This is a genomic window from Janthinobacterium aestuarii, from assembly GCF_046113285.1.
GTDB lineage: Bacteria > Pseudomonadota > Gammaproteobacteria > Burkholderiales > Burkholderiaceae_D > Janthinobacterium.
Genome location: NZ_CP142524.1, coordinates 2,354,798 through 2,375,997 on the forward strand (window position 1 = coordinate 2,354,798; position 21,200 = coordinate 2,375,997).

18 protein-coding genes are annotated in these 21,200 nt (G+C 66.0%); 6 read left to right on the forward strand and 12 right to left on the reverse strand.

The features are described 5' to 3' along the window. Positions 1-88: 88 nt before the first annotated feature. Entirely contained in the window at positions 89-1,981 is a 1,893-nt protein-coding gene (locus tag OX462_RS10675) for a putative bifunctional diguanylate cyclase/phosphodiesterase (protein WP_409028378.1), read from the reverse strand. A gap of 273 nt (positions 1,982-2,254) precedes the next feature. Continuing rightward, positions 2,255-2,383: a hypothetical protein gene (locus OX462_RS10680; RefSeq protein WP_256267358.1), complete on the reverse strand. Its 129-nt coding sequence runs from the start codon at positions 2,381-2,383 to the stop codon at positions 2,255-2,257. Between the two features lie 184 nt (positions 2,384-2,567). On the opposite strand from OX462_RS10680, the gene rnk reads away from it, so the two are divergent. Further along, positions 2,568-2,975, forward strand: a complete 408-nt coding sequence (gene rnk / locus OX462_RS10685) for a nucleoside diphosphate kinase regulator (protein ID WP_162835757.1) — start codon at positions 2,568-2,570, stop codon at positions 2,973-2,975. A 56-nt stretch (positions 2,976-3,031) separates the two neighbouring features. On the opposite strand, the gene OX462_RS10690 is transcribed toward rnk, so the two are convergent. From OX462_RS10690 to OX462_RS10700, 3 genes are all read right to left on the reverse strand, one after another. Further along, a complete protein-coding gene (locus OX462_RS10690) occupies positions 3,032-4,060 on the reverse strand; it encodes a transporter (protein ID WP_175444840.1) in 1,029 nt (342 codons plus the stop codon). Positions 4,061-4,175: 115 nt separating this feature from the next. Next, positions 4,176-4,874, reverse strand: coding sequence for a YXWGXW repeat-containing protein (locus tag OX462_RS10695; protein ID WP_409028379.1), 699 nt, complete (start codon positions 4,872-4,874; stop codon positions 4,176-4,178). A 188-nt stretch (positions 4,875-5,062) separates the two neighbouring features. After that, a complete protein-coding gene (locus OX462_RS10700; protein WP_070313469.1) occupies positions 5,063-5,299 on the reverse strand; it encodes a hypothetical protein in 237 nt (78 codons plus the stop codon). A gap of 300 nt (positions 5,300-5,599) precedes the next feature. Here OX462_RS10700 and OX462_RS10705 point away from each other — a divergent pair, with 300 nt between their 5' ends. The 4 genes from OX462_RS10705 to OX462_RS10720 all read left to right on the forward strand — a co-directional run bounded on the left by OX462_RS10705 (position 5,600) and on the right by OX462_RS10720 (position 11,713). Then, complete coding sequence (locus tag OX462_RS10705) at positions 5,600-7,939, forward strand: coiled-coil domain-containing protein (protein WP_409028380.1); 2,340 nt, start codon at positions 5,600-5,602, stop codon at positions 7,937-7,939. Positions 7,940-7,958: 19 nt separating this feature from the next. Beyond that, complete coding sequence (locus tag OX462_RS10710; RefSeq protein WP_409028381.1) at positions 7,959-10,271, forward strand: SUMF1/EgtB/PvdO family nonheme iron enzyme; 2,313 nt, start codon at positions 7,959-7,961, stop codon at positions 10,269-10,271. 159 nt (positions 10,272-10,430) lie between these two features. Continuing rightward, entirely contained in the window at positions 10,431-10,829 is a 399-nt protein-coding gene (locus tag OX462_RS10715) for an OsmC family protein (RefSeq protein ID WP_070224653.1), read from the forward strand. After that, positions 10,826-11,713, forward strand: coding sequence for a pirin family protein (locus OX462_RS10720; protein ID WP_409028382.1), 888 nt, complete (start codon positions 10,826-10,828; stop codon positions 11,711-11,713). Before OX462_RS10715 ends, OX462_RS10720 begins: the two co-directional genes overlap by 4 nt. Before the next feature lie 6 nt (positions 11,714-11,719). Here OX462_RS10720 and OX462_RS10725 read toward each other — a convergent pair whose 3' ends face one another. The 6 genes from OX462_RS10725 to OX462_RS10750 all read right to left on the reverse strand — a co-directional run bounded on the left by OX462_RS10725 (position 11,720) and on the right by OX462_RS10750 (position 19,604). Beyond that, positions 11,720-14,203: a TonB-dependent siderophore receptor gene (locus OX462_RS10725; protein WP_409028383.1), complete on the reverse strand. Its 2,484-nt coding sequence runs from the start codon at positions 14,201-14,203 to the stop codon at positions 11,720-11,722. 114 nt (positions 14,204-14,317) lie between these two features. Continuing rightward, entirely contained in the window at positions 14,318-15,286 is a 969-nt protein-coding gene (locus OX462_RS10730) for a FecR domain-containing protein (protein WP_409028384.1), read from the reverse strand. Next, positions 15,286-15,804 carry a sigma-70 family RNA polymerase sigma factor gene (locus tag OX462_RS10735; protein ID WP_409028385.1) on the reverse strand — a complete coding sequence of 173 codons (519 nt, stop codon included), beginning with the start codon at positions 15,802-15,804 and terminating at the stop codon, positions 15,286-15,288. The genes OX462_RS10730 and OX462_RS10735 overlap by 1 nt, the downstream gene beginning before the upstream one ends. Positions 15,805-15,913: 109 nt before the next feature. After that, positions 15,914-16,513: a metal-dependent hydrolase gene (locus OX462_RS10740; RefSeq protein ID WP_409028386.1), complete on the reverse strand. Its 600-nt coding sequence runs from the start codon at positions 16,511-16,513 to the stop codon at positions 15,914-15,916. Positions 16,514-16,911: 398 nt separating this feature from the next. Next, positions 16,912-18,525, reverse strand: a complete 1,614-nt coding sequence (locus tag OX462_RS10745; RefSeq protein ID WP_409028387.1) for an FHA domain-containing protein — start codon at positions 18,523-18,525, stop codon at positions 16,912-16,914. 227 nt (positions 18,526-18,752) lie between these two features. Then, complete coding sequence (locus tag OX462_RS10750) at positions 18,753-19,604, reverse strand: class I SAM-dependent methyltransferase (RefSeq protein ID WP_409028388.1); 852 nt, start codon at positions 19,602-19,604, stop codon at positions 18,753-18,755. Between the two features lie 154 nt (positions 19,605-19,758). On the opposite strand from OX462_RS10750, the gene OX462_RS10755 reads away from it, so the two are divergent. Next, positions 19,759-20,178 (forward strand): DUF2177 family protein, encoded by a 420-nt coding sequence (locus OX462_RS10755; protein WP_409028389.1) that lies wholly within the window; start codon positions 19,759-19,761, stop codon positions 20,176-20,178. Here the strand turns inward: OX462_RS10755 and OX462_RS10760 are convergent. Then, positions 20,159-21,109 (reverse strand): PP2C family protein-serine/threonine phosphatase, encoded by a 951-nt coding sequence (locus tag OX462_RS10760; protein ID WP_409028390.1) that lies wholly within the window; start codon positions 21,107-21,109, stop codon positions 20,159-20,161. The two genes, OX462_RS10755 and OX462_RS10760, sit on opposite strands and share 20 nt — an antisense overlap. Positions 21,110-21,200: the final 91 nt, after the last annotated feature.

The window sequence follows — 21,200 nt, forward strand, 5'->3', positions numbered from 1 at the left end:
GCTAATCCGACCTACGCCGACCTGCCTGTGCATGGCGTAGGTCGGATTAGGCCAACGGCCGTAATCCGACACCATCGTTGGCAGCAACTCAAGCCGGCAAAATCGTCCGCGTGCTCCAGTCGCGCCGCTCCAGCAGCAATGCCGTCAACTGCGCCGCCGTCATCGGTCGCGCAAAGAAGTAGCCCTGCACGTTGTCGCAGCCCGCTGTTCTTAAAAATTCCACCTGCTGCAAGGTCTCCACCCCCTCGGCCACCACTTTCAGGTGCAGGCTGTGCGCCATGGCGATGATGGCCGTGACGATGGCTTCGCCCTCGCCGGGCAGGTCGTGCACGAAGCTGCGGTCGATCTTCAGCTGGTCGATCGGCAGGCGCTTCAGGTAGGACATCGACGAATAGCCGGTGCCGAAATCGTCGATCGACAGGTGGATGCCCGTCTCCTGCAGGCGCCGCATCAGTTCCACGTTGGCGTGGACGTTGTCCATCAAGACCCCTTCCGTGATTTCCAGCTCCAGCAAGCCATGCGGCAGCTGCGTTTCGTGCAGGATGGCGCGGATGTCGTCCATCAGGCCCGGGTCGCGCGCCTGGCAGGCCGACAGGTTGACGGCCACGTGCTCGAGCGAGTCGAGCAGCCCCGCCTTGCACCAGACGGCGGCCTGGCGGCAGGCGCTTTGCAGCACCCAGCGTCCCAGATCGACGATGATGCCGCTTTCCTCGGCCACGGGGATGAATTCGGCAGGGCTCAGCTGGCCCATCTCGCGGCAGTTCCAGCGTACCAGCGCTTCCACGCCGACGATGCGCCCGCTGCGCAAGTCGATCTGCGGCTGGTAGTGCAGATACAGTTCCTCGTTTTGCAGCGCGCGGCGCAGGTTCGCTTCCATGCGCAGGCGGCGCTGGGCGCGCATTTCCATTTCGGCCTTGAACACGGCGTAGCGGTTCTTGCCCTGGTGCTTGGCGTGGTACATGGCCGTATCGGCATTGCGCGTCAGGGTGGCCACGTCCTGCGCGTCGAACGGGTACAGGCTGACGCCGATGCTGGCGCTGACATACAACTGGTGGCCTTCGAGGTCGAACGGTTCGGCCAGCACGGCGAGGATCTTGCTCGCCACGCTGGCCATTTCCGAGGCGTCGTCGGCCGGTTCGACGATGACGACGAATTCGTCGCCGCCGATGCGGCAGATGATGTCGGTGCCGCGCAGGATGGCCACGAGGCGCTCGGCGACGAGCTTGAGCAACTGGTCGCCGCAGTGGTGGCCCAGCGTATCGTTGACGATCTTGAAGTTGTCCAGGTCCAGCAGCAGCAGGCCCACGCTGCTGTCCTGGCGGTCGGCGCGCGCCAGCGCGTAGGCCAGCGCGTCGTTGAATTCATGGCGGTTCGGCAGCTGCGTAACGGAGTCGACGTGGGCCAGGTAGTGCAAGTGGCTTTCCGCATGCTGGGCGGCGGTGCGCGTGCGGCGCACCATCAGGAACGTCAGGCCGAATGCGCACAGGCAGACGAGCAGGGTGAAGGCGGCAAATTGTGCCAGGCTGGCGTACAGCGGCGCCAGGCTGGCGCGCAGGTACAGGGCGCCGCCGCCGGGCAAGGTCTTGAGGATGGCGGCGCTGCCGTCCAGGTAATCGAGGTGCACGCCGTTGCGCGGCGCCGCAGGCACGCTATCGACGCTGCTGCGCGCATAGCGGGCAAACGGCGCGCCATAGGGACTGTAGAGCAGGGCTTGCCGGATATGCGGGGCGGCGGCGAGGGGAGCGAGCAGTTGTTGCGCCGCCAGGCGATTGTCCTGGCGCATGGCCTCGGTGGTGGCGGGCGCCAGCATGTCGGCCTGGATCTGCAGGCTGCGCTGGAGGGATGCCTGGAGGGAAAACAACTGGAAGAGGATCAGCAGCAGGCTGGCCATGGCCAGCATGGCCGCCGCGGCCAGCAAGTTCAGCCGGGCTATCCGGTCGCCGCGTAATTGCACGGACGGCAGTATCAATGGCGTCATCATGACGCTTCCTCCTGCCGGCCCCGCTTGCCGCCGCCCCGTGTGATCGCGCCTCGCCCTGCCATACTTTACGTTCCAGTCTGAAGAAAACCGAAGTGAGCCGGAACTCTCAACGTGTTGCTAAGTGTTGCTAAGGCCGACATATTGTCATTTTGCAGCGTGAAAGTACAGGGCGTGCGGCAATTTAGTATCCATGCCGGGCACCGCTGGCGGCAGACAAGGCGACAAGACAGGCGGAAAAGGCGGGCGTGTCTTTCTAATAATACATACTGAAGTTTAATCCTTTTTTTGCCTGCCGGTTTTTTTCTCTAAAAACATGCTGAAGGTAAACAAAATACCGCCAAGAATAACTTCAATGTGCCCGGCCATTCCGGCACGGATTAACTTTTTGACTGTATCGGCCATTGCAAGTCATTGATTTTAATAAATTTTAATGAAGAATGCGCGAACGCTATGGCCTTGCTTCGCGAGTTCGTCCATAATCCGCTGATGATGGACGTTCTGATGCTGTTTGTTTTGTCTGCCGCGGCCAAGCAAGTCGCCGCCAGCAAAACCGGACGCCGCCCTAATGATCAATAGTGAGGATATCTTGGAAAAAAAACCAAAAATTATTTTGTCGTCACAAGACCTGGAACGACTGGAAGCGTTGTTGTATGCCTTGGGTAATAACTTGTCGCCGGACAAGGCCGCCTTGCTCGATGAGCTGGGCCGCGCCGAGGTGCTCGAACCGCAAGAGATTCCCCCGACCGTCGTGACGATGAATTCCACCGTGCGCTTCACGGTGGAAAACAAGGAGGAATTCTGCCTCACGCTCGTATATCCGAAGGATGTGGAAGGCCAGGCCGACCGCATTTCCGTGCTGGCGCCCGTCGGCAGCGCGTTGCTGGGCCTGTCCGTGGGCGACAGCATCGCCTGGCCCATGCCGGGCGGCGTGGTGAAGGTCAAGATCGAGGAAATCGTCTATCAGCCTGAACGGGCCGGCGAGTACCACCGATAAGCAATGACGGCGGACGGCGCCTGCCGTTCGCCTGCCAGGCCGTGCCGGGACGGAAATTAACTGTTTCGCTGCACGCGCACCACCAGCCATCCCGCCACGACCGTAAATGTGACGATGATGGCGACGATGATCCAGAAGCCCTGCGGATGCTGGGCCAGCGGAATACCCCCCACATTCATGCCCAGCATGCCGGCGATGATATTGATCGGCAAGGCCAGCACGGTGACGATGGTCAGCACGAACAGGCTGCGGCTGTTTTCCTCGTTGACGCTGGCGGCGATCTCTTCCTGCAGCAGCTTGATGCGTTCCTGTAGCGAGGACATATCGCTGAGCACCACCGAAAATTCCTCCGTCGATTGGCGCAATTCCAGGCTGTCCAGTTCCGACACCCATGCGGGCGGACGCTGCAGCAGGCGGAACAGGGCGGCCGGTTCCGGCGCCAGCAGGCGCTGCAGCCGCACCAGCACGCGCCGCATGGCGCCCAGGTCTTCGCGTTTCGGCACCAGGCGCCCGGCCAGCAAGTGATCCTCGATATCGTCGACCCGTGCCACGGCATCGCGCACGATGTTGACCAGCACGTCGGCCTGGTCGCGCAGCAGGTGGATCAGCAGTTCCACCGACGAGCGGATCGGTTCGTGGTTCTTGATGACGGCCTGGCGCAGCCGTTCGATCGACTGCAGCGGCGCGCGGCGCGCCGTGATGACGAGGTTTTGCGCCACGCTGGCCCACATGGTGGAAATGTCGGATGCTTCGAACGAGAAGTTGTGCACCACATCATTGACCACGGCGATCAGGGTGTTTTCCGCCTGCTCGATGCGCGTGGAACGCGAACCCTGGTGCAGGGTTTCATAGAATTCGTCGGCCAGCTGCGTGTGCGTCATCAGCCATTTTTCGCTGGCCGCATGCGACAAATTAAAATGCAGCCAGACGAATTCCTGCGCCGGCCGCGCCGCGCCATCGGCCAGCCAGGCCAGCGCGGCCGTCGAGTCGAGCGCCAGCGGCTGCGCCTCGCGGCCAAACAGGAAGCCCCAGACCAGGCCCGAGGTGTCCGAGCCGTAGGTAAAACCGGCAGTTTCCATCGCCATCGTGAATCTTTCTCGCGCAGTGTGATTGATCGTCGCGCGATGTTAATACACGGATGTGTCCGGAAAATGACAAGGCCACCGCGATGGGTGGCCTTGTCCGGACTACGGCTGCATATTAATTGCGATGGGGATTATCGGGACGGCGGTCGTCGCGGTTCGGAACGCCGTCGCCGTCGCGGTCGTGGCGGTTGCCGTTGTCGCGGTCATAGCGGTTGGGGATGCCGTCGTGGTCGCGGTCGCCGTTCGGGCCGCGTGGCGACCAGCGGCCTTGCTCCATCTGCCAGCGGCCGTCGCGCTGGTTCCATGCGGGCGGCGCATACACGTAGCCGGGGCGTTCGGCGATCCATACGCCAGGCGTCCAGGCGTAGCGCTGGCTGCGCCATTCCCAGTGGCCGGGCACCCAGGCGTAGCCGTGGCGGGCGCGCGGGATGGCTTCGCGGCGCGGCGGCGGCGGAGCGATGCGGATGTCGTCATAGCGCACCGGCTGCACCTGTGCGGCGACCCAGCCGCCACGGTCCAGGCGCCAGCGGTTGTTCTCTTGTATCCAGGCGGCGCGGCGGTACTGGTTGCCGCCGCGTTCGCGCAGCCATTCTCCGTCGTTCCACACATGGCGCTGGCCATCCCAGTTCCAGTAGCCTGGCGCCCAGACATAGCCGGCGCGCGGTGCCGGCACGCTTTCAAACCGTGGCGGAGGCGGGGCGTTGCCGATGACAATGCTGACGCCGAGCTGATTCTGTGCCATGGCCTGCGCGGGCAGGAAGGCTGCGGCGCTGATGGCAAGCATGGCTGCTGCGTAGAGTGTGATGGGTTTCATGATGTGCTCCATTTCGGTGATTGCGTGAAATGGACTATAGGCGCTTGCCGGCGGTTTTTCGCCTTTGATTCAACTTATTACAATTGACACAATGCTGTGTGTCCGTGTATCCGTGGCCGATACAAATGGCGGCCTGGCGCGGTCGTGTTCAAACTGGCGCCAGGCGGCGTGGGGTCAGCATCGGTGACTCACAGGGCGCTGGCGGTGGTGTTGCCCAGCAAGGCCTGGCGTTCCTCGATCAGCGAAATTTTCTTTTCCTGTTCCGTCAGGCGCTTGGCGCTGACCACGACGACGGGGATGGCGCGGGCCTGCGCCGTATTGCCGGTTTCTGCCGCCTGTGGCCTGGTGAAGCTGGCATAGCTGGCACCGCAGGCGATGGCGACGGCGACGGTGAAGATGGCTTCCATGTTTTTCAAGGCTTTCATGATCGTTCCTTTCGTGTGGCGGGTGGGTATGCATGCACTGTAGCCAAGCGCCCGCCGGCCCGCCATGCGCATGCGACCAGCCGTGGTTTTGGCGGGATGGCCTGCAAAAAAACGGCGCTGAAATGCCTGCGCGGGCGACCGCTTGAATTGAGGCCTAATTAGACCTGTATCCGTGCATATGAATGTACTTGCCGCGTGGCATTATTTGATACTGCGCGGTGTAGCGTGCGCCGCCGGCGCTCCTGCTAGAATCGCTACGGTAGCCAGCGCGCACGCAATCATTCTCATCAGGAGTCACACATGTTCCAATTGTTTGGTTTTGGCGGCGCCCGCTGCCCGCGCTGCGAGCACAAGAACGGCGCTGCCGCCGGCTATTGCGCGCGATGCGGCTTGTCGCTGGGCGCTCCCGACAGCGACGCGGTGCTGCATGCCAATCAATGGCATCTTGCTGATGGGCAACTGGCCCTGTTCTTTGGCGTGCGCGAATTGTCCTCGCTGTTTGGCAGCGCCGCACGCCGCCTGCAGGTGCCCACCGAGTCGCGCGCCTGGATCGTGCAATCGGACGCTTTCACCTTGATACCGGCCGGCGATTACGACAGCGCCGCCTTCTTTGCGCGCCTGCCGGCGCTGCTGCCGGCACGCCCGGCCGAAGTGCTGATCGCGCGCGCCGACGCCGTAGGCCTGGAATTCGACCTGCCCGCCCTGGCCAGCACGGAACTGCTGGACGTCGCCGCCTCGCTGCGCGTGGACATCGCGCTGGGCCAGCCCGATGCGTTCGCGCGCCAGTTCATGCGCGCGCCGGGCGCCGTCACGCGCGCTCACCTGCACGCCTTGCTGCTGCCGTCCGTGCGCCAGATCGCGCTGGAATTCATCGGCAGCCGCGCGCTGCGCGAGATGGACGCGAATGCCGACCTGCGGCCCGAATTGAACGAACGCCTGCAATCGGCCCTGACGCAGCGCCTGGCGCCGTCCGGCCTGGCCGTGGCGCGCGTGGAAACGCTCAGCCTGCGGCACGACAAGCGCGCGGGCGAGGGCGATGCCGCCGCCAGCATCGGCACCCTGTGGCTGGGCGGCTTGCCGGCGCAGGAACTGGAACAGCACAGCCTGGAGCGCATGAAGCAGCTCGACCAGCTGTATGACGAGGAAGAATGGCAGCGCATCCGCCGCGAGGAACTGGCGGCGCGCCACGCGCACCGGCGCGCCGAACTGCGGCAGGACGCGACGCTGGAAAAGGCGGAGCTGGGCCATCAGGAAGCGGAGCGCCTGCAAGCGCTGCGCGGACGCCAGATTGACCTGTATGGCCGCATCCTGGAAGCGAAGTCGCGGCGCCAGGCGCTCGACCATGGCGCCGCGCTGGCGCTGGGCGAGCTGGAACAGGAACTGGCGCAAAAGGGCGCGCAGCGCGCCGATGAGGCGGCCAACTGGGAACATGTGCGCGCGCTGGCCGCCATCAAGATGCGCAGCGAGCTGGAATTGTCGCAGCTGCACGGACGCGAACAGATCCAGATGGCGCAGCAGCGCTTTACCCACCAGGTCCACCTGCAGTCGATCGCGCAGCAAGTGGAAAGCGCGCTGCTGATCGACGACGAGACGGGCCGCCGCACCCAGCTGGCGCGCCTGCGCCAGGCGGAAGCGGATGCGGCCCAGCGCGAGGCGCAGCTGGAGGCGGAGCAGCACCAGGCGGCCTGGCAGGGCCTGATGCTGGCCAACGCGGCGCGCAAGCGCGAGGCCGAGCGGGTACAGGAGTGGGAAGACCAGATGCAGCTGGCGCGCCAGCGCGAACTGCTGCGCGCCGAAGCGCATAAGGACGAGGCAGCCCAGGTGCAGGCGGCGGAGATCGCGGAAAAGGTGGCGGCGCTGCGGCGCGGCGGCGCGCGCGAGGACGCCATCGCGCAGCAGGAAAAGCTGCTGCGCACCATCGAGGCCGACGGCGTGCACGCGCGCCAGCTGCAGCAGCAATCGCAGCTGGCGCAGCTCGACGCGCTGGCCATCGAGGAACAGCGCCAGCAGCTGCGCCAGCTGGAACAGGAAGCGCAATGGCAGCGCGACTTGCTGGCCATGGCGCAGCAGCGCGAAAGCGATTACGCGCGCTGGAAGGGAGAATATGAGGCGTTGCTGGCGCAGCAGGCGCATGCGGCCGAACTGGCGCGCATCGATATCGACCGCATCGAGAAAATCGGTTCGCTGAGCGACACGGGCAAGGTGGCCATGGCCGCCGGGCAGAACGCGGCCGCGTTGGCGCAAGTGCTCAAGGTGCAGCTGCAGGCGGGCATGAGCGCCGAGCAGATCCACGCGCTGGCGGCGCTGGCGGCGGCCGAGAACAGCGTCGCGCCGCTGGACGCGCTGCGCATGGCGCAGGACAGCGTGGCGCAGGAGCGCAGCTACCTGGAAGGCCAGGCGGAGCGCGAACGGCGCCAGCAGCTCGACCTGATCAACCTGCAGAACGCGGCGCACGCGCACGGCCTGTCGGCGCAGGCGCAGCTGGGCGTGGCCGTGGCGCAGGCGCTGCAGCCGGGTGCGGCTTCTGCCTCCGCCGCACCGGCATCGGCGCCGGCCCGCTGCAAGAACGGCCATGCGCAGCGCGCGGGTCACCCGGAAGATAAATTCTGCGCCGCCTGCGGTGTCGCCCTGCAGCCTTGATGGAAGCGTTTCACCCCAGATGATGCAAAAAGCACGAGACAAACTGCGGGAACTGCGCGCCCTCCACGACGACGGGCTGCTCAGCGAGCAGGAATTTGAACGCCGCAAGAACGCCATCCTCGACGCCGAGTACGCGCCGCCCGGCGCCGCTCCCGTGGCCGCGCCGTTGCCCGTGCGCCAGGGCACGGAGCTGGGCTTCATGACGGGCCAGGAAATCGGCCCGCAGAACCGCCGCTACCGGCTCGAACGGCTGATCGGCACGGGCGGCATGGGGCAGGTATGGCAAGCGACCGACCTGGCCACGCACGCGGAGCTGGGCAGCAGCGAAATGGTGGCGCTGAAGATCTTGCCGCCGCAGCTGACGCAAAGCGCCACGCATGCCAAGCTGCTGATCGAGGAAGCGACCCAGGCGAGGAAGCTCGCGCATGAAAACATCGTGCGCGTCTACGAGTGGGCGCAGGACCCGGCCACGGCCAGCTATTTCATCATCATGGAATGCCTCGATGGCGAAGACCTCGAGCATTATCTGGCGCGCGAGGGCGCACTGCCTCTGTCCACGGTGCAGCAACTGCTGCAGCCGGTGGCCGACGCCCTGTCGTATGCGTGGGAAAAGCACAAGCTGGTGCACCGCGACATCAAGCCGGGCAATGTCTTCCTGACGGCGAAAGGCGACGTCAAGCTGCTCGACTACGGCATCGCTTCGCGCGTGCGCAATGCGGACAGCAGCCTGGCGCTGGACATGCCGAATGCGGGCACGCACGGTTACCGGGCGCCCGAGGCCGGCGCCAACCAGCGCCAGCCCAGCCCGCGCCTGGACGTGTATGCGGTGGCCGTGATGATCTACCAGATGCTCGAAGGGCGCATGCCGTTCGACGACGCGCGCAGCGCCAGCCATCTGCCGTCGGCGCCGCAAGCGCTCAACGCGCAGCAGTGGCAGGTGCTGCAGAACGGGTTTTCGCTGACGCCGGAATTGCGTCCGCAATCGGTGCAAGCCTTGCTGGAAAACCTGGAGCGCGCGGCCGGGCCGTCGCCCGAAGAACTGGCGGAGCAGGCGCGCCAGCAGCAGGCGCGCGCGGCGCAGCAGCAAAAGGCGGCGGCGCTGGCCGCCGAACAGGCCCGCGAGGCGGCGCTCAAAGAGGCACGTGCGCGCCAGGAAGAACTGGACCAGCGCCGCAAGGCGGAAATCCAGGCCGCCGCGCTGGAAAAGCAGCGATTGGACAAACTGCGCCGCGAGCAGGAGGCGCAGCGCCATTTCGAGGCGGAAGAGGCGCGCAAGCTGCGCAAGGAAGCGTTGCGCGGCCAGCTGCGCGCGCGCCGCGAAGCCGATGCCGCCACCGCCTTGCAGGAACACCAGGAATTGCAGCGCAAGGCCATCGTCGCCAAGGCGGAGGCGGCCTACCGCGCCGAGCAGGAACGCGCGCGCCGCGAAGAGGCCAGCCGCGCCGCCGCAGCCGCTGCCCCCGCGCCGGCATCCGTGCCTGCTCCGGAAGCGGAACACGTGGAACCGGTGCCCAATGCGGAAGGCGTCTTGCGCGACGATTTTCTCGATGGCTCGGGACAGGGGCCGGAACTGGTGCTCATTCCCAGCGGCCGTTTCCAGATGGGCGCGCACGAGACGGAACACAAGGCCGCCATCCAGGCCGGCTCGCAACAGGCCTGGCTCGAGCGCGAGATGCCGCAGCACTGGGTCGGCATCTCGCGCCCGTTCGCGCTGGCCCGGCATCCCGTCAGCGTGGGCGAGTGGCGCGCCTTCGTCAAGGCGACCGGCTGGGCCGGCGGTTCCGAGACGGACTGGGACAATCCCGGTTTCGTGCAGAACGACCAGCATCCGGTGGTGGGCGTGAGCTGGAATGACGCGCAGCTGTATCTGGGGTGGCTGAGCGAGCGTACCGGGCGCAAGTACCGCCTGCCCAGCGAAGCGGAATGGGAATACGCCTGCCGCGCCGGCACGCGCACGGCTTTCAACGTGGGCGATACGATCAGCACCGAGCAAGCCAACTACGACGGTTTGTACGTCTACAACGGCGGCCCGCGCGGCGTGTACCGGGGCGGCACCAGCCCGCTCGGCACCTTCGCGCCGAATTCCTGGGGCCTGTTCGACATGCATGGCAATGTATGGGAATGGGTGCAGGATGTGGTGCACGACAATTACGAAGGTGCGCCCGTCGACGGCAGCGCATGGGAAGAGGGCAGCGACAGCAGCCGGCGCATCCTGCGCGGCGGCTCGTGGCTGTACCACCCGCGCTACCTGCGCTCGGCCCTGCGCAACGGTTTTTCCACCGTGCTGTCGAACGACATCGTGGGCTTCCGCGTGGCGCGCACGCTCGATTAGGCAAGTACGGCGCCTGGCGTCGTCACGCCGGACCCGGAAGAAATGGCGCTGATGGCCGACGCCGTCTTCCGTATCATATGACCAGGTAGCAGGGGAGCGGGCTGCGCCAAGCGGGCAAACGGTGTAAATTGTGGCTTTCCAAACGCACCAAGGAACGCCATGACCATCAAAGCCATCCGCGACCAGTCGCAGCCCATGCGCCACATCGTGCACGTGCGCGATCACATCATTTCCGCCGACGCCTCGGTGGAGGAGGGCGGCGGCGACGCCGGCCCGTCGCCGCACGACCTGTACGACGCGGCCCTGTCGGCCTGCAAGGCGCTCACCGTCGTCTGGTACGCCAGACACAAGGGCATCGCGCTGGAACACGTGGAAGTGTCGACCGAGCGCGATGCCAGCGACGAGCGCAAGGGCGTGTACCGCCTGGCCGCCACCCTGCACCTGACGGGCGAGCTGACGGATGCGCAGCGCCAGGAATTGCTGGCCGTGGCCGGCAAATGCCCGATCCACAAGCTGATGACGGCCGTCACCACGGAAATCACGACGGTGCTGGCATGAGCGCGGCCATCCTGAAAAGCCACGAGAAGGACTTGGGCGGCGGCTTCATCGTGCGGCGCCTGCTGCCATCCGCAGTCAAACAGGCCGTCGGCCCCTTCATCTTCTTCGACCATTTCGGCCCCATCGATGTGGCGCCCGACGCCAACCACGACGTGCGCCCGCATCCGCATATCGGCCTGGCCACCGTCACTTATCTGTTCGAGGGCGCGATCGACCACCGCGACAGCATCGGTTCCTGCCAGCGCATCGAACCGGGCGCCATCAACTGGATGACGGCCGGGTGCGGCATCGTGCATTCGGAGCGCACGCCGCACGACCTGGCGGGACAACCGCACCGCACGCACGGCTTGCAGCTGTGGGCCGCGCTGCCGAAGGCGCACGAAGAGGACGCGCCGAGTTTCACGCACACGCCGCAGGCCGACATTCCCGTCGTGACGGTCGATGGCGCCGTGGTGAAAGTCCTCATTGGCACGGCGTTTGGCCAGACCTCGCCCGTGCGCACCTACATGCCCACGCTGTACCTGGACGTGGCGCTGCAGGCGGGGCGCGAGTTGCGGCTGGAGGACTTGCCGCCGGAAGCGGCGATCTATCCGATCAGCGGGGAGGTGCTGGTCGACGGCGTGGCGCTGCTGCCGCATACCATGGCCTTGCTGGAGGAGGGTAAGGCGCCTGTCGTGACGACAGGCGGCGGGCCGGTGCAGTTCGTCGTGATCGGCGGCGAGCCGCTGGACGGCCACCGCTACCTGTTCTGGAATTTCGTCTCGTCGAGCAAGGAGCGCCTGTCGCAGGCGGCCGACGACTGGAGCGCCCAGCGCATGGGACAAGTGCCGGGCGAGACGGAATTCATCCCGTTGCCGAAGGCGCCATTGCGTCCTCCGGCATAAGCTGGCTTAGAAGCGCGCGCGCAAGGTCAGTTGCGCCTTGCGCGGCTCGCCATAGAAATTGCCCCAGGCCGGCGCGCCCACCGTCTGGTAGTAGCGCTTGTCGAGCAAGTTCGTCACGGACAGCGATGCCGTCCAGTTGCGGTCGATCTGGTACGCGGCGCGCGCGCTCCACAAGGCATACGCGCCTTGCGCCACGGTCACGTCGCGCGTGACGCGCGAGCTCTCCGTCTGGAAGTTCACGCCGCCGCCCACGCTCCACTGCTGCAAGGCGCCGGGCAGGCGGTAGTCGCTCCACGCGCGCAGCATGTGGCGCGGCGAGTAGGTGCTGGCGAACATCACGCCCGCGTTCGACGTCTGCTCCAGGTACTTGAAATTGTTCAGCGTGTAGCCGGCGAACAGCTGCCAGCCCGGCGCCACTTCGCCGCTGATTTCCGCATCGAGGCCTTCGCTGCGCACCTTGCCCGTCGAGAAATAGCACTCCGTGCCGGACGAGCAGGTATTGGCCAGGTCGAGTTCCGCGCGGTTGCGCTGCTCGATGCGGAACAGCGCCAGCGAGGTGTTCACCTTGCCGTCGAACAGTTCACCCTTGACGCCCACTTCCAGGTTGCGGCCCTTGAGCGGGTCGAGCCGGGCGCCATCGGCCGTGCGCTGGTTTTGCGGCTGGAAGATGTCGGAGACGCTGGCGTAGCCGGACCAGCGCTTGTCGAATGCGTAGATCACGCCGCCATACGGCGTGACGACGCCGTTTTCGCGGTACGGGTCGATGTACACCTCGCCCGTGTCGCGGTACACGCTGCTCCATTTGTAGTTCGATACGCGCGCGCCCGCCACCACGGTGAGCGGATCGCTGACGCTGAAACGGGCCACGCCGTAGGCGCCCGTCTGCGTCATTTTTGTTACGCTGGGGTCGCCCCGGTAGCTGTGTTCGCGGAACCAGGCGTCGCTCGGTTCGGCCACGCCGTGATTCGGCTGCAGCGGATTGTTCGCTTGCTGCAGCAGAGCCAGACTGAAATCGCTGTCGCTTTCCAGGCGGTTCGTGCTGATGCCGGCGCTGAAGCCGTGGCGGCGGCCAAAGGCGTTGAATTTGCCGTCGAGCGACAGGTCGAGGCCCTTGTTAGTGCTGCCGTAGTCGAACACGCCGCCATACATCATCATGCCGGCCAGGGTGGCGGGGTCGATCGCGCCCTGGCTGAACATGTATTTCACGTCATGCCGCTCGCGCGTGTAGTTGGCGCTGGCCTTGAGCGACCAGTCGGCGTCGAAGTGGTGCTCGAATTCGGCGAAGACGGCCGTCTGGCGGCTAGCCCAGCGGTTCCAGTCGGCACCGAGGAAAGTCTCGCGGGGCAGTTTCGGATCGCTGCCGTCGCGGTAGCGCGGCATGCCGGAAAAGAAGGGCGTCGCGTGCAGTTTTTCGTAGCTGGCGCCCGTCGTCAGCTTGCTGCCCGGCGCCAGGTCGAATTCCAGCACGCCGTACAGCACGTCCGTGCGGCTGTCGGCCACGTCATAAAAATAATCGCGCTGGTCATGCGCGGCCACGGCGCGGCCGCGGATGCTGCCCGATTCGTTCAAGGGGCCGGTGACATCGACTTCGCCGCGCACGTCGTTCCAGCGGCCCGCGCTGAGCGCCAGCTGCACCTGCTTTTCCGCCAGCGGACGCTTGCGCACCATGTTGATGGCGGCGCCCGGCGAGCCGGTGCCCTGCAGCAGGCCCGTGGCGCCGCGCACGATCTCCACGCGATCGAGCATGGCCGTATTGCTGGTGAAGCTGTTCGCCTGCGGGTAGTACATGGCGCGGTTGACGCCGTCGAACTGGTAAGTGTCGACCATGAAGCCGCGCGAATACACATAGCGCCCGCCCATGGGGCTGTCGTACATGGTGATGCCGGTGGTGTTGGCCAGCACGGCGTCGATGGTGTTGAGGTTCTGGTCATCCATCTTCTGCCGCGTGACGACGCTGACGGACTGGGGAATCTCGCGCAGGGTCTGCACGCCTTTGCCGACGGTGACGGCGCGCGCCGCGTACGAGTTGCTGTGTTCACTGACGGGGTCGCGCTCCATGCTGGCGTTCACGACCACGGGCGCCATGGTCTTTTCCACGCTGGCCGCCGGCGCGGAGGAGGGTGCCGCCTGGCGCAGCACGTAGGCGCCGTTCGGCAGCTGCACCGCTTCCAGGCCGCTGCCGGCCAATACCTGGGCAAAGCCCTGCGCCACATTGTGGCTGCCGTGCACGCCGGGCGAGCGCAGGCCGCGCGTCTGCGCGGGATCGGTCGACAGGCTGACGCCGGCGACGACGGCAAAATCGTTCAAAGCGGTGGCCAGCGGGCCGGCCGCAATGGCGTAGGCTTGCGGCGCAGCGCTTGAAGCGGCGGCCTGGCCTTGCGCCAGCGCGGGCGCGGCGATAAAGGCGGCGGAGGCGGCGCACGCCATGGCGAGGACGGCCAGGCGGATGGCGCGCGCGGCGGGATGGAGGACGGGGGTGGTCAGCTGCATGCTCGGTCTTTCTGCTCAGGGTAAGGGCTATGGTGGATGAATCGGCTTCTTACCTGTCAAGCCGAAGCAGCGCAGCGAAACACCAACCCCTGGCGCAAAAAAAACTGAAAATAATTAGCTTGAACGGGCCGCCAACGTGGCCCAGTAGCGCGTGAAGTAGTTCACCTGCAGTCCGTGCGAGGCGCACAGGCTTTCCAGCACGGCGTCGATATCGTCGAGCCGGTAAGTGCCCGTGACGGGGCGTTGCGCCACGCCGGCGTCGCAGGCCAGGCGCCCGCGCCGGTAGCGCGCCAGTTCCGTGACCAGCCGTTGCAGGGGCCAGTCTGCCGCCACCAGCATGCCGCGCAGCCAGCTGTCCTGGTGCGCGGGCATGGCCAGCACGGCTTCCAGGCCGGTGCCGCCAAAGCGCAGCTGCTGCCCCGCTTCCAGGCGGCGCACGGCATCCGGGCGCGCCGCGCCGCGCACTTCCACGGCGTGTTCGAAGACGCTGACGACGCTGCCACCGTCATCGCAGCGCACGCCGAAGCGCGTGCCCAGCGCGCGGATCACGCCGTGCGGCGTGTCGACGAGGAAGGGGCGCGCATCGGGCTCCGTCGTGATCATGACTTCGCCGTGATGCAGGCGGATGCGGCGGCGCGCGGCGCTGTAATCGACGTCGACGGCGCTGTCCGTATTCATCTCCATGCGCCCGCCATCGGCCAGCGTCACGTGGCGGCGCTGGCCCGGCGCCGTGCGCAAGGAGGCCGTCCACGCTTGCCAGGGAGCGGACTGCAAGCCCGCCTGGCCCAGCATGATGCCGCCGCCGGCCGCCACCAGCATGGCCAGCACTTTCGCGGCGCTGCGCCGTCGCTGCTGCGCCGCCTGCAGGGCAGGAATTGCCAGCGCCGGCGGTATGATGGCCAGTTGGCCGTCCATGCGCTGCAGCAGCGCCCAGGCCCGGTCATGCTCGGCGCTGGCGTCGCGCCATGCCTGCAGGGCGGCCGGGTCGGCGCTGCCGCACTGGAGTTCCACATGCCAGTGGGCGGCGGCGGCCAGCACCTTGCGGGGGATGGGCGCTGACTGCGGGGTGGAAGGGGAAAACATCAGCCGGCCGCCAGCATCAGGCATTCCGTGTAGGCGCGCACCAGGTGCTTTTTCACGGTGGGCAAGGACACGCCGAGGCGCCGGCTGATGTCCACATAGCTGAGCTCTTCGATTTGCGCCAGCAGGAAGATGGCCCGCGTGCGCGCGCCCAGGCGGTCGAGCAGGCGGTCGATGGCGAGCAGGGTTTCGATGATGATGGCATGCGTTTCGGCGCAGATCGATATCGGCTCGGCTTGTTGGGCCAGCGCTTCCAGGTAGGCCTGTTCCAGCGCCTGGCGCCGGTAGCGGTCGATCAGCAAGCCGCGCGCGATGGTCGCCAGGTAGCCGCGCGGCTCGCGCAGGGGCGCCAGCGGTGTCACCTCGCGCTTGCCCAGCAGGCGTAAAAAAGTGTCCTGCGCCAGGTCGGCCGCCTCGGCGCGGTTGCCCAGCTTGCCGCGCAGCCAGCCATACAGCCAGCCGTGGTGTTCGCTGTACAAGGTGTTCAGGTGGCTGGCATGGGTGGGACTGACGGTACTCACTGCGTTCTCCAGGCAAGGGATGGGCTGGGCTGACGGAACGCGGGGTGCCGGCTGGCTGGGCTTTTTGAGAATGATACTCATTATCACATTGCCATGCGGGCGGCGTCAATTACTGTCCGCCACCGAGGCGCCAGCGTTCCTGCCACTGTTGCAGATCCGCCCAGGCTTGCTGCAGGGCAGTAGCGGACCAGCGCAGCAGGGCCTCGAACGCCAGCACGCTGCGCTGCCAGTGGATGCCGTCGAAAAACACATGGTCGGCCACGATGGTGGCGGCCAGCCAGGCGGCGATGATGACGATGATGTCGTGGCGGCCGCTTTTCCACCAGCGCAGCGAGTGGCGGCGGAAAATCCACGGCACCCCCAGCGGATTGGGCCAGTCGGCCAGCAGATGCATGATGCCGCCGGCGGCAAAGCCGAACAGGGGCGGCGCCCACAGGTGGTGCGGCAATTGCAGATACGTGTAGACGAGCAGGGCGATCCAGGCCAGGCCCCAGTGCGTCCACGTGCGGTGCGTGATCCACAGCTTGTGCGTGCGCGCCCACCAGGCCACTTCCAGCCAGTCCGGCGCCGTGCCGCCCAGCGCCCCCATGACAAAGGCGAGCATGCTCAGCACTTGATAGGGGCCGCCGGCGCCAGCGTGCGCGACCAGGGCCGCGGCGATCACGCCGGCAGCCCAACCGGTCGCATGATGCGCTTTGTTGGAAGCCATAGGAAATGTAAAACGCCGTGCGGGCGCTTTGTGAAGTACGGGAAATATTAACTGGATGAATATACAGTACTCAAGGGCGTCTCTGGGGGCTATTTGCGCAATATCTGCTATTAAAGTGTTAAATTATGTGTCGGAATGGACGTGGTGGCGGACTCGGCGTCTGATGCCGGCCGGCCAAGTGTGTTGTGCGGCTGATAATGTATTTGGCGCAGGGCGCGCTATGCTGAAAGCAGTCTTACGTTTTAAGAGGTGTCGCCATGAAAATCCCGCGCGAATTGCAGATTCCCGCCATCGTGTTTACGCTGGAAGCGGTGTTTATTCTGGGATTGTCGATGATTTTTCTCGTACTGATACCGCGCTAAAGCCTTGCGGATAACTGCAGATTTACAACAGTGTTACTACGCAGTTTGCATGGTGCTATCGCACAGCGCCGCGCCTTCGGTGCGGATGATCCAGCATTCGGGATACGGTTCGCTGGCGAAGCGGTTGTGCCGCGCGAAGCCGCTCAGCTTGTCGAGCGCCGTGGCCGGGGCCAGCGCGGTTTCCTTGCCGCTGGCCGTGTCCAGATGCCAGAAACCGCCGTTGCGGTGGAACAGCAGGGGAAGGCAGCCGGCCTGCGGCGTGGCCAGATGGCTTGCCGGCGTGGGCTGGGTGTCGGGCAGCAGCAGGTAAAAACACTCGGCGCGGGCGCCATGGTCGATGCGGTGCAGGATCACGCCGTGCGCGAGGATGGCCGTGACGCTGAGCACGACGATGCCCTTGATGCTGGCGGACAATTCAATGCGCATGCCCAGGCGCAGGGGCACGGGCTTGTGCTTGCCGGGCCATACGCCGTCGAGCAGCACGCCGTAGCGCGACACGTCTTCGATTTCAAAGCCTTGCTGGCTGCGCCGGATGATGGCGTGGCGGCCCGACAGGCGGCGCGTCAAGCCATTGTTGTCCTGGCCGTCGGGGCTGAAATGGCTGAGCAGCACATCAGCTTCGGGGTCCACCAGCTCGAAGCGTCCCAGCATGCATTCTTCCAGCGCGAACAGGCGGATCTGGCGCTGCTCGCCCGCTTCCGGCGCCGCATTGACGAGGCAGGCAGCCTGGCTCGGGTGCGGATGGCAGTGGCTGGCGGCGGGCAGGTCGACTTCGATCAATTCCTCGTCCCAGGCGATGGTGGTAAAGCCCATGTCGATCTTGCCTTGCGGCGCCGACAAATCCACGTGGGCGATGCCGGCATTGCGCGCGGTGACGTCGAGGTTGCAGCCGTCGCCGCCCGTCACGCGGGCAATCGAGGCGTCGTCGGCCATCACGCGCACGTTCTTGTGCGTGCTGAGGAAGATCTGGTGGATTTCCGTCAGGGTGGCGTCGCGGCGGGGTACGAGGATGACAAACGTGCATACCCATTTCTGTGCCACGGCGCCGTCGACGTGGCTGTGTACTTCCACCTCGATCTGGTATTGCCCGTGCTCCTTGTTACGCGAGGAAAACTCGACAAATACGGGGCGCCAGTCGCCGCGCGTGGTGCGCACGAAATCATGCTGGACGGCGCCGCGCGGGATCAGGTCCGAGCGCAGGCGCAAGGTCAGCTGCGGCGCGCAGGCGGCGCTCATGCCGCGCAATTCCATTTTCAGGGTTTGCCGTCCGCCTGCCGCACGGGGATCGAAGCCGCTGATGTGCAGGTGGGCATGTATCGGCTGGTAAGCGGGCGCAGTGGCCGGCTGTGCGGCGGGCACTGGGGTAAATGCCGGCAGGCTGGCGGGGGGCGAGACTGGCATGGGGCTGGCCAGGCTGGTCACCGCTTGAGCAGCATCGCGTATCACCGCATCGCGCATCGCAGCATCATGCGCACGGGCGTGCAGAAGCGCCGTTGCCGATGGTTCGGAACGGGCGCTGCGCAGTGCGCTCAACAGGTCGTAGCTGCTGGGGACATTCGTCGCTTGCGGGTGGTTGCCCGCGCAGACTGTTTCCCCAGGCAAGACCCAGAACGTACAGTGCGGGTGCTCCGGGTTGCTGCATTTTTTCATGACATTCTGACTCGAATCGAGCGGGGACATTGCGCCCTCTGTTCTACATGAGAGCTTACGCGCTTTTGCGCCTGCTTGGCAACTTTCGCGGCGCTTGAATGCGCTCTTTTTGCCCAAATTCATCCCCTTGGTCACACCTTGCCATACATGTCATGGAAACTATTGCTCAAAAACACATTTTATGTCTTTCCGGATATGTTATTTTGATATCGCCAGTCCCGCTGCGTTCAGCTGCGCTGTTTGCTGACGATGACTTCCAGATACTCGCCCGGCACCACCAGCGAGTGGGCGCCCGCTGTATTCAGGCGTTCGAGCAGGGCGAACAGCTCCTGCTCCAGCGCCTCGGCGCCAGGTGCGTCCAGCGCGGCAAAGGCCTTGTGGACGGGGCCGTAATAATCGCGGAAGACCTGCACCCAGTGGTGGGCGGAGGCGTAGCGGAAATTGAAGACCTTGCGCTGGCTGTGCACCTGCTCGGCCGCCTGGCCGAACAGGTCGCGCACATACGCTTCCTCGCCCCAGCGGGCCGGCGACACCACGCCTGCCGGCGGCGGGACATATTTGCCGATGGTCCTGAAGAGTTGTCCGATAAAGCCGTCCGGGGTCCAGTTGGCCATGCCGATGCGTCCGCCGGGACGCAGCACGCGCAGCATTTCGCTGGCCGCGCGCCGGTGGTCGGGCGTGAACATGACGCCGAAGGTCGACAGGGCCGCGTCGAAACTGGCATCGGCGAAGGGCAGGGCTTCGGCGTCGGCCACGCGGAAGGTCACGGCCAGCCCTTCCGCTTCGGCGCGCGCGCGCCCCTTGTCCAGCAGCGCCGGCACATAATCGGTGGAGACGACGCGGGCAAAGCGGCGCGCCGCCGCCAGGGTGGCGTTGCCGTTGCCGGCGGCGATGTCGATGACGTCTTCGTTGGCGCGGATGTCGGCAGCCTCGGCCAGCGACTCGCCGACCGGCTGCAGGGTCACGCCGATGACGGCGAAGTCGCCGCTGGCCCAGCCTGCTTGCTGGCGCTGCTTGATGGCGGCGTAGTCGGGCGCGCCGGCGGCGCCGGCCTGCGGTGTAGGAATGGTGTTGCTCATGGCATGCTCCTGGTGACGTTGGGAGAGGTCCTTCCATCAGACCGCGCGCCATGGGCATGGTTCAATTTATACAGGCTGTCGTGAGCGTGGCGGCATTTTGCATTATGCTGGCGCAACTGTTGCCCTCAACGCCGCCTGACGCCGAAAGACGACCATGTCTGCCCAACGCCCGCTCCAGCTTGCCATTGCCTATGGCGCCGCCTTGTGCGTGTTCCTGGCCATCGATGCCCTGTGGCTGGCGGTGCTGATGAAACCCGTGTACGCCGCGGCGCTGGGGCCGCTATTGGCGGACACGCCCCGCTGGGCGCCGGCCGTGTTGTTTTATCTGCTGTACGTGGCCGGACTGCTGGTCTTTGCCATCCTGCCCGGCTTGCGCGCGCGCCGCGGACGCACGGCGGCGGCGCTGGGCGCGCTGCTGGGGCTGCTTGCCTACGGCACCTATGATTTGAGCAACTATGCGACCTTGCGCGGCTGGCCGCTGGCCTTGACGGCGATCGACATGGTCTGGGGCGCCGCCTTGTCTGCCTTGTCGGCCACGGCCGGCTACCTGGCCGCTAGCCGCCTGGGACGGTGAATGCCGCATCGAAGCGCAGCGCCACCACGGTAATGTTGTCGCTATACAAGCCTTTTGGCGGATGCAAGAGGAAGTCGTCGAACAGGTCGCTGACGGCCTGAGCCGCAGTCTTGCCGGCACACAAGGCGGGCCAGCGGGCCGTGAGGGCCAGCGGATCCTCGCAGGCCCAGAAACCGTCGCTGGCCAACAGATAGTGGGCGCCGGGACGCACGCGCAGCACGCGGCGGTCGCCCAGGTGCGCGAGGAAGGGCGGCAAGGTGGCCGCATCGAGGCCGCGCAAGGGCTTGTCGAGCTGCAAGCTGTCGCTGATGGCGTTGCCTAAAATGAAGGCCTGCGAGATTTGCGAATGGTGCTCGCCGTGCACGGCGGCGCGCCAGCGCGTCTCGTCGAGCGCGCCGCGCATGGCGTACACGGTGGCCGGCACGTGGTCGACGGTGAGGATGCTGGCAACCCCGTCGGCAATTTCATACAGGCGCGAATCGCCCACGTGATACAGCAGCGGCGCTTCGCCGGGCGGCACTTCCAGCAAGGTCAGGGTGGTGCCCGGCGGGCGGGCCTGGGCTGGCGCCGTCCTGGCGAAGGTATCCTGCAAGCGCGTGTGCAACTGGTCGAGTTTGGCTGCCAGGCTGGCCGTGTCGAGGCAGGCGGGTACGGCAAGCAAGCCTTGCACGGCCGCTTCCGCCGCTTCGCGCCCATGGCCGTGGCCGCCCATGCCGTCGAGCACGGCGGCACGCACGTGGCCGCGCGGCCAGCCCGGCACCTGGCAGTGGAACGGCGCCTGCCGCGACAGGCAGACGGCGTGGCCGCTGGCATCGATCAGCAGGAAGTTGTCCTGGTTCTCGCGCCGGGGCATCGGGCCGGCGCCCACGCTGGTGCCGGCGGCGGCATCGAGCCAGGGGCCAAAGTCGAGCGCGTCTTTAATTAAATGCATCGGTTGGTGCGGTCCAGGCGGCCAGCAATGTTGATCGTAGGACACAGCTTAGCCGAAATCGTGCGGGGGCGATACCTTGCCTGTTTCGCAA

Coding starts and splice junctions, on each gene's coding strand:
- OX462_RS10675 (WP_409028378.1), bottom strand. CDS start 1,981: ATGATGACGCCATTGATACTGCCGTCCGTGCAATTACGCGGCGACCGG.
- OX462_RS10680 (WP_256267358.1), bottom strand. CDS start 2,383: ATGGCCGATACAGTCAAAAAGTTAATCCGTGCCGGAATGGCCGGGCAC.
- OX462_RS10690 (WP_175444840.1), bottom strand. CDS start 4,060: ATGGCGATGGAAACTGCCGGTTTTACCTACGGCTCGGACACCTCGGGC.
- OX462_RS10695 (WP_409028379.1), bottom strand. CDS start 4,874: ATGAAACCCATCACACTCTACGCAGCAGCCATGCTTGCCATCAGCGCC.
- OX462_RS10700 (WP_070313469.1), bottom strand. CDS start 5,299: ATGAAAGCCTTGAAAAACATGGAAGCCATCTTCACCGTCGCCGTCGCC.
- OX462_RS10705 (WP_409028380.1), top strand. CDS start 5,600: ATGTTCCAATTGTTTGGTTTTGGCGGCGCCCGCTGCCCGCGCTGCGAG.
- OX462_RS10710 (WP_409028381.1), top strand. CDS start 7,959: ATGATGCAAAAAGCACGAGACAAACTGCGGGAACTGCGCGCCCTCCAC.
- OX462_RS10715 (WP_070224653.1), top strand. CDS start 10,431: ATGACCATCAAAGCCATCCGCGACCAGTCGCAGCCCATGCGCCACATC.
- OX462_RS10720 (WP_409028382.1), top strand. CDS start 10,826: ATGAGCGCGGCCATCCTGAAAAGCCACGAGAAGGACTTGGGCGGCGGC.
- OX462_RS10725 (WP_409028383.1), bottom strand. CDS start 14,203: ATGCAGCTGACCACCCCCGTCCTCCATCCCGCCGCGCGCGCCATCCGC.
- OX462_RS10730 (WP_409028384.1), bottom strand. CDS start 15,286: ATGTTTTCCCCTTCCACCCCGCAGTCAGCGCCCATCCCCCGCAAGGTG.
- OX462_RS10740 (WP_409028386.1), bottom strand. CDS start 16,513: ATGGCTTCCAACAAAGCGCATCATGCGACCGGTTGGGCTGCCGGCGTG.
- OX462_RS10745 (WP_409028387.1), bottom strand. CDS start 18,525: ATGAAAAAATGCAGCAACCCGGAGCACCCGCACTGTACGTTCTGGGTC.
- OX462_RS10750 (WP_409028388.1), bottom strand. CDS start 19,604: ATGAGCAACACCATTCCTACACCGCAGGCCGGCGCCGCCGGCGCGCCC.
- OX462_RS10755 (WP_409028389.1), top strand. CDS start 19,759: ATGTCTGCCCAACGCCCGCTCCAGCTTGCCATTGCCTATGGCGCCGCC.
- OX462_RS10760 (WP_409028390.1), bottom strand. CDS start 21,109: ATGCATTTAATTAAAGACGCGCTCGACTTTGGCCCCTGGCTCGATGCC.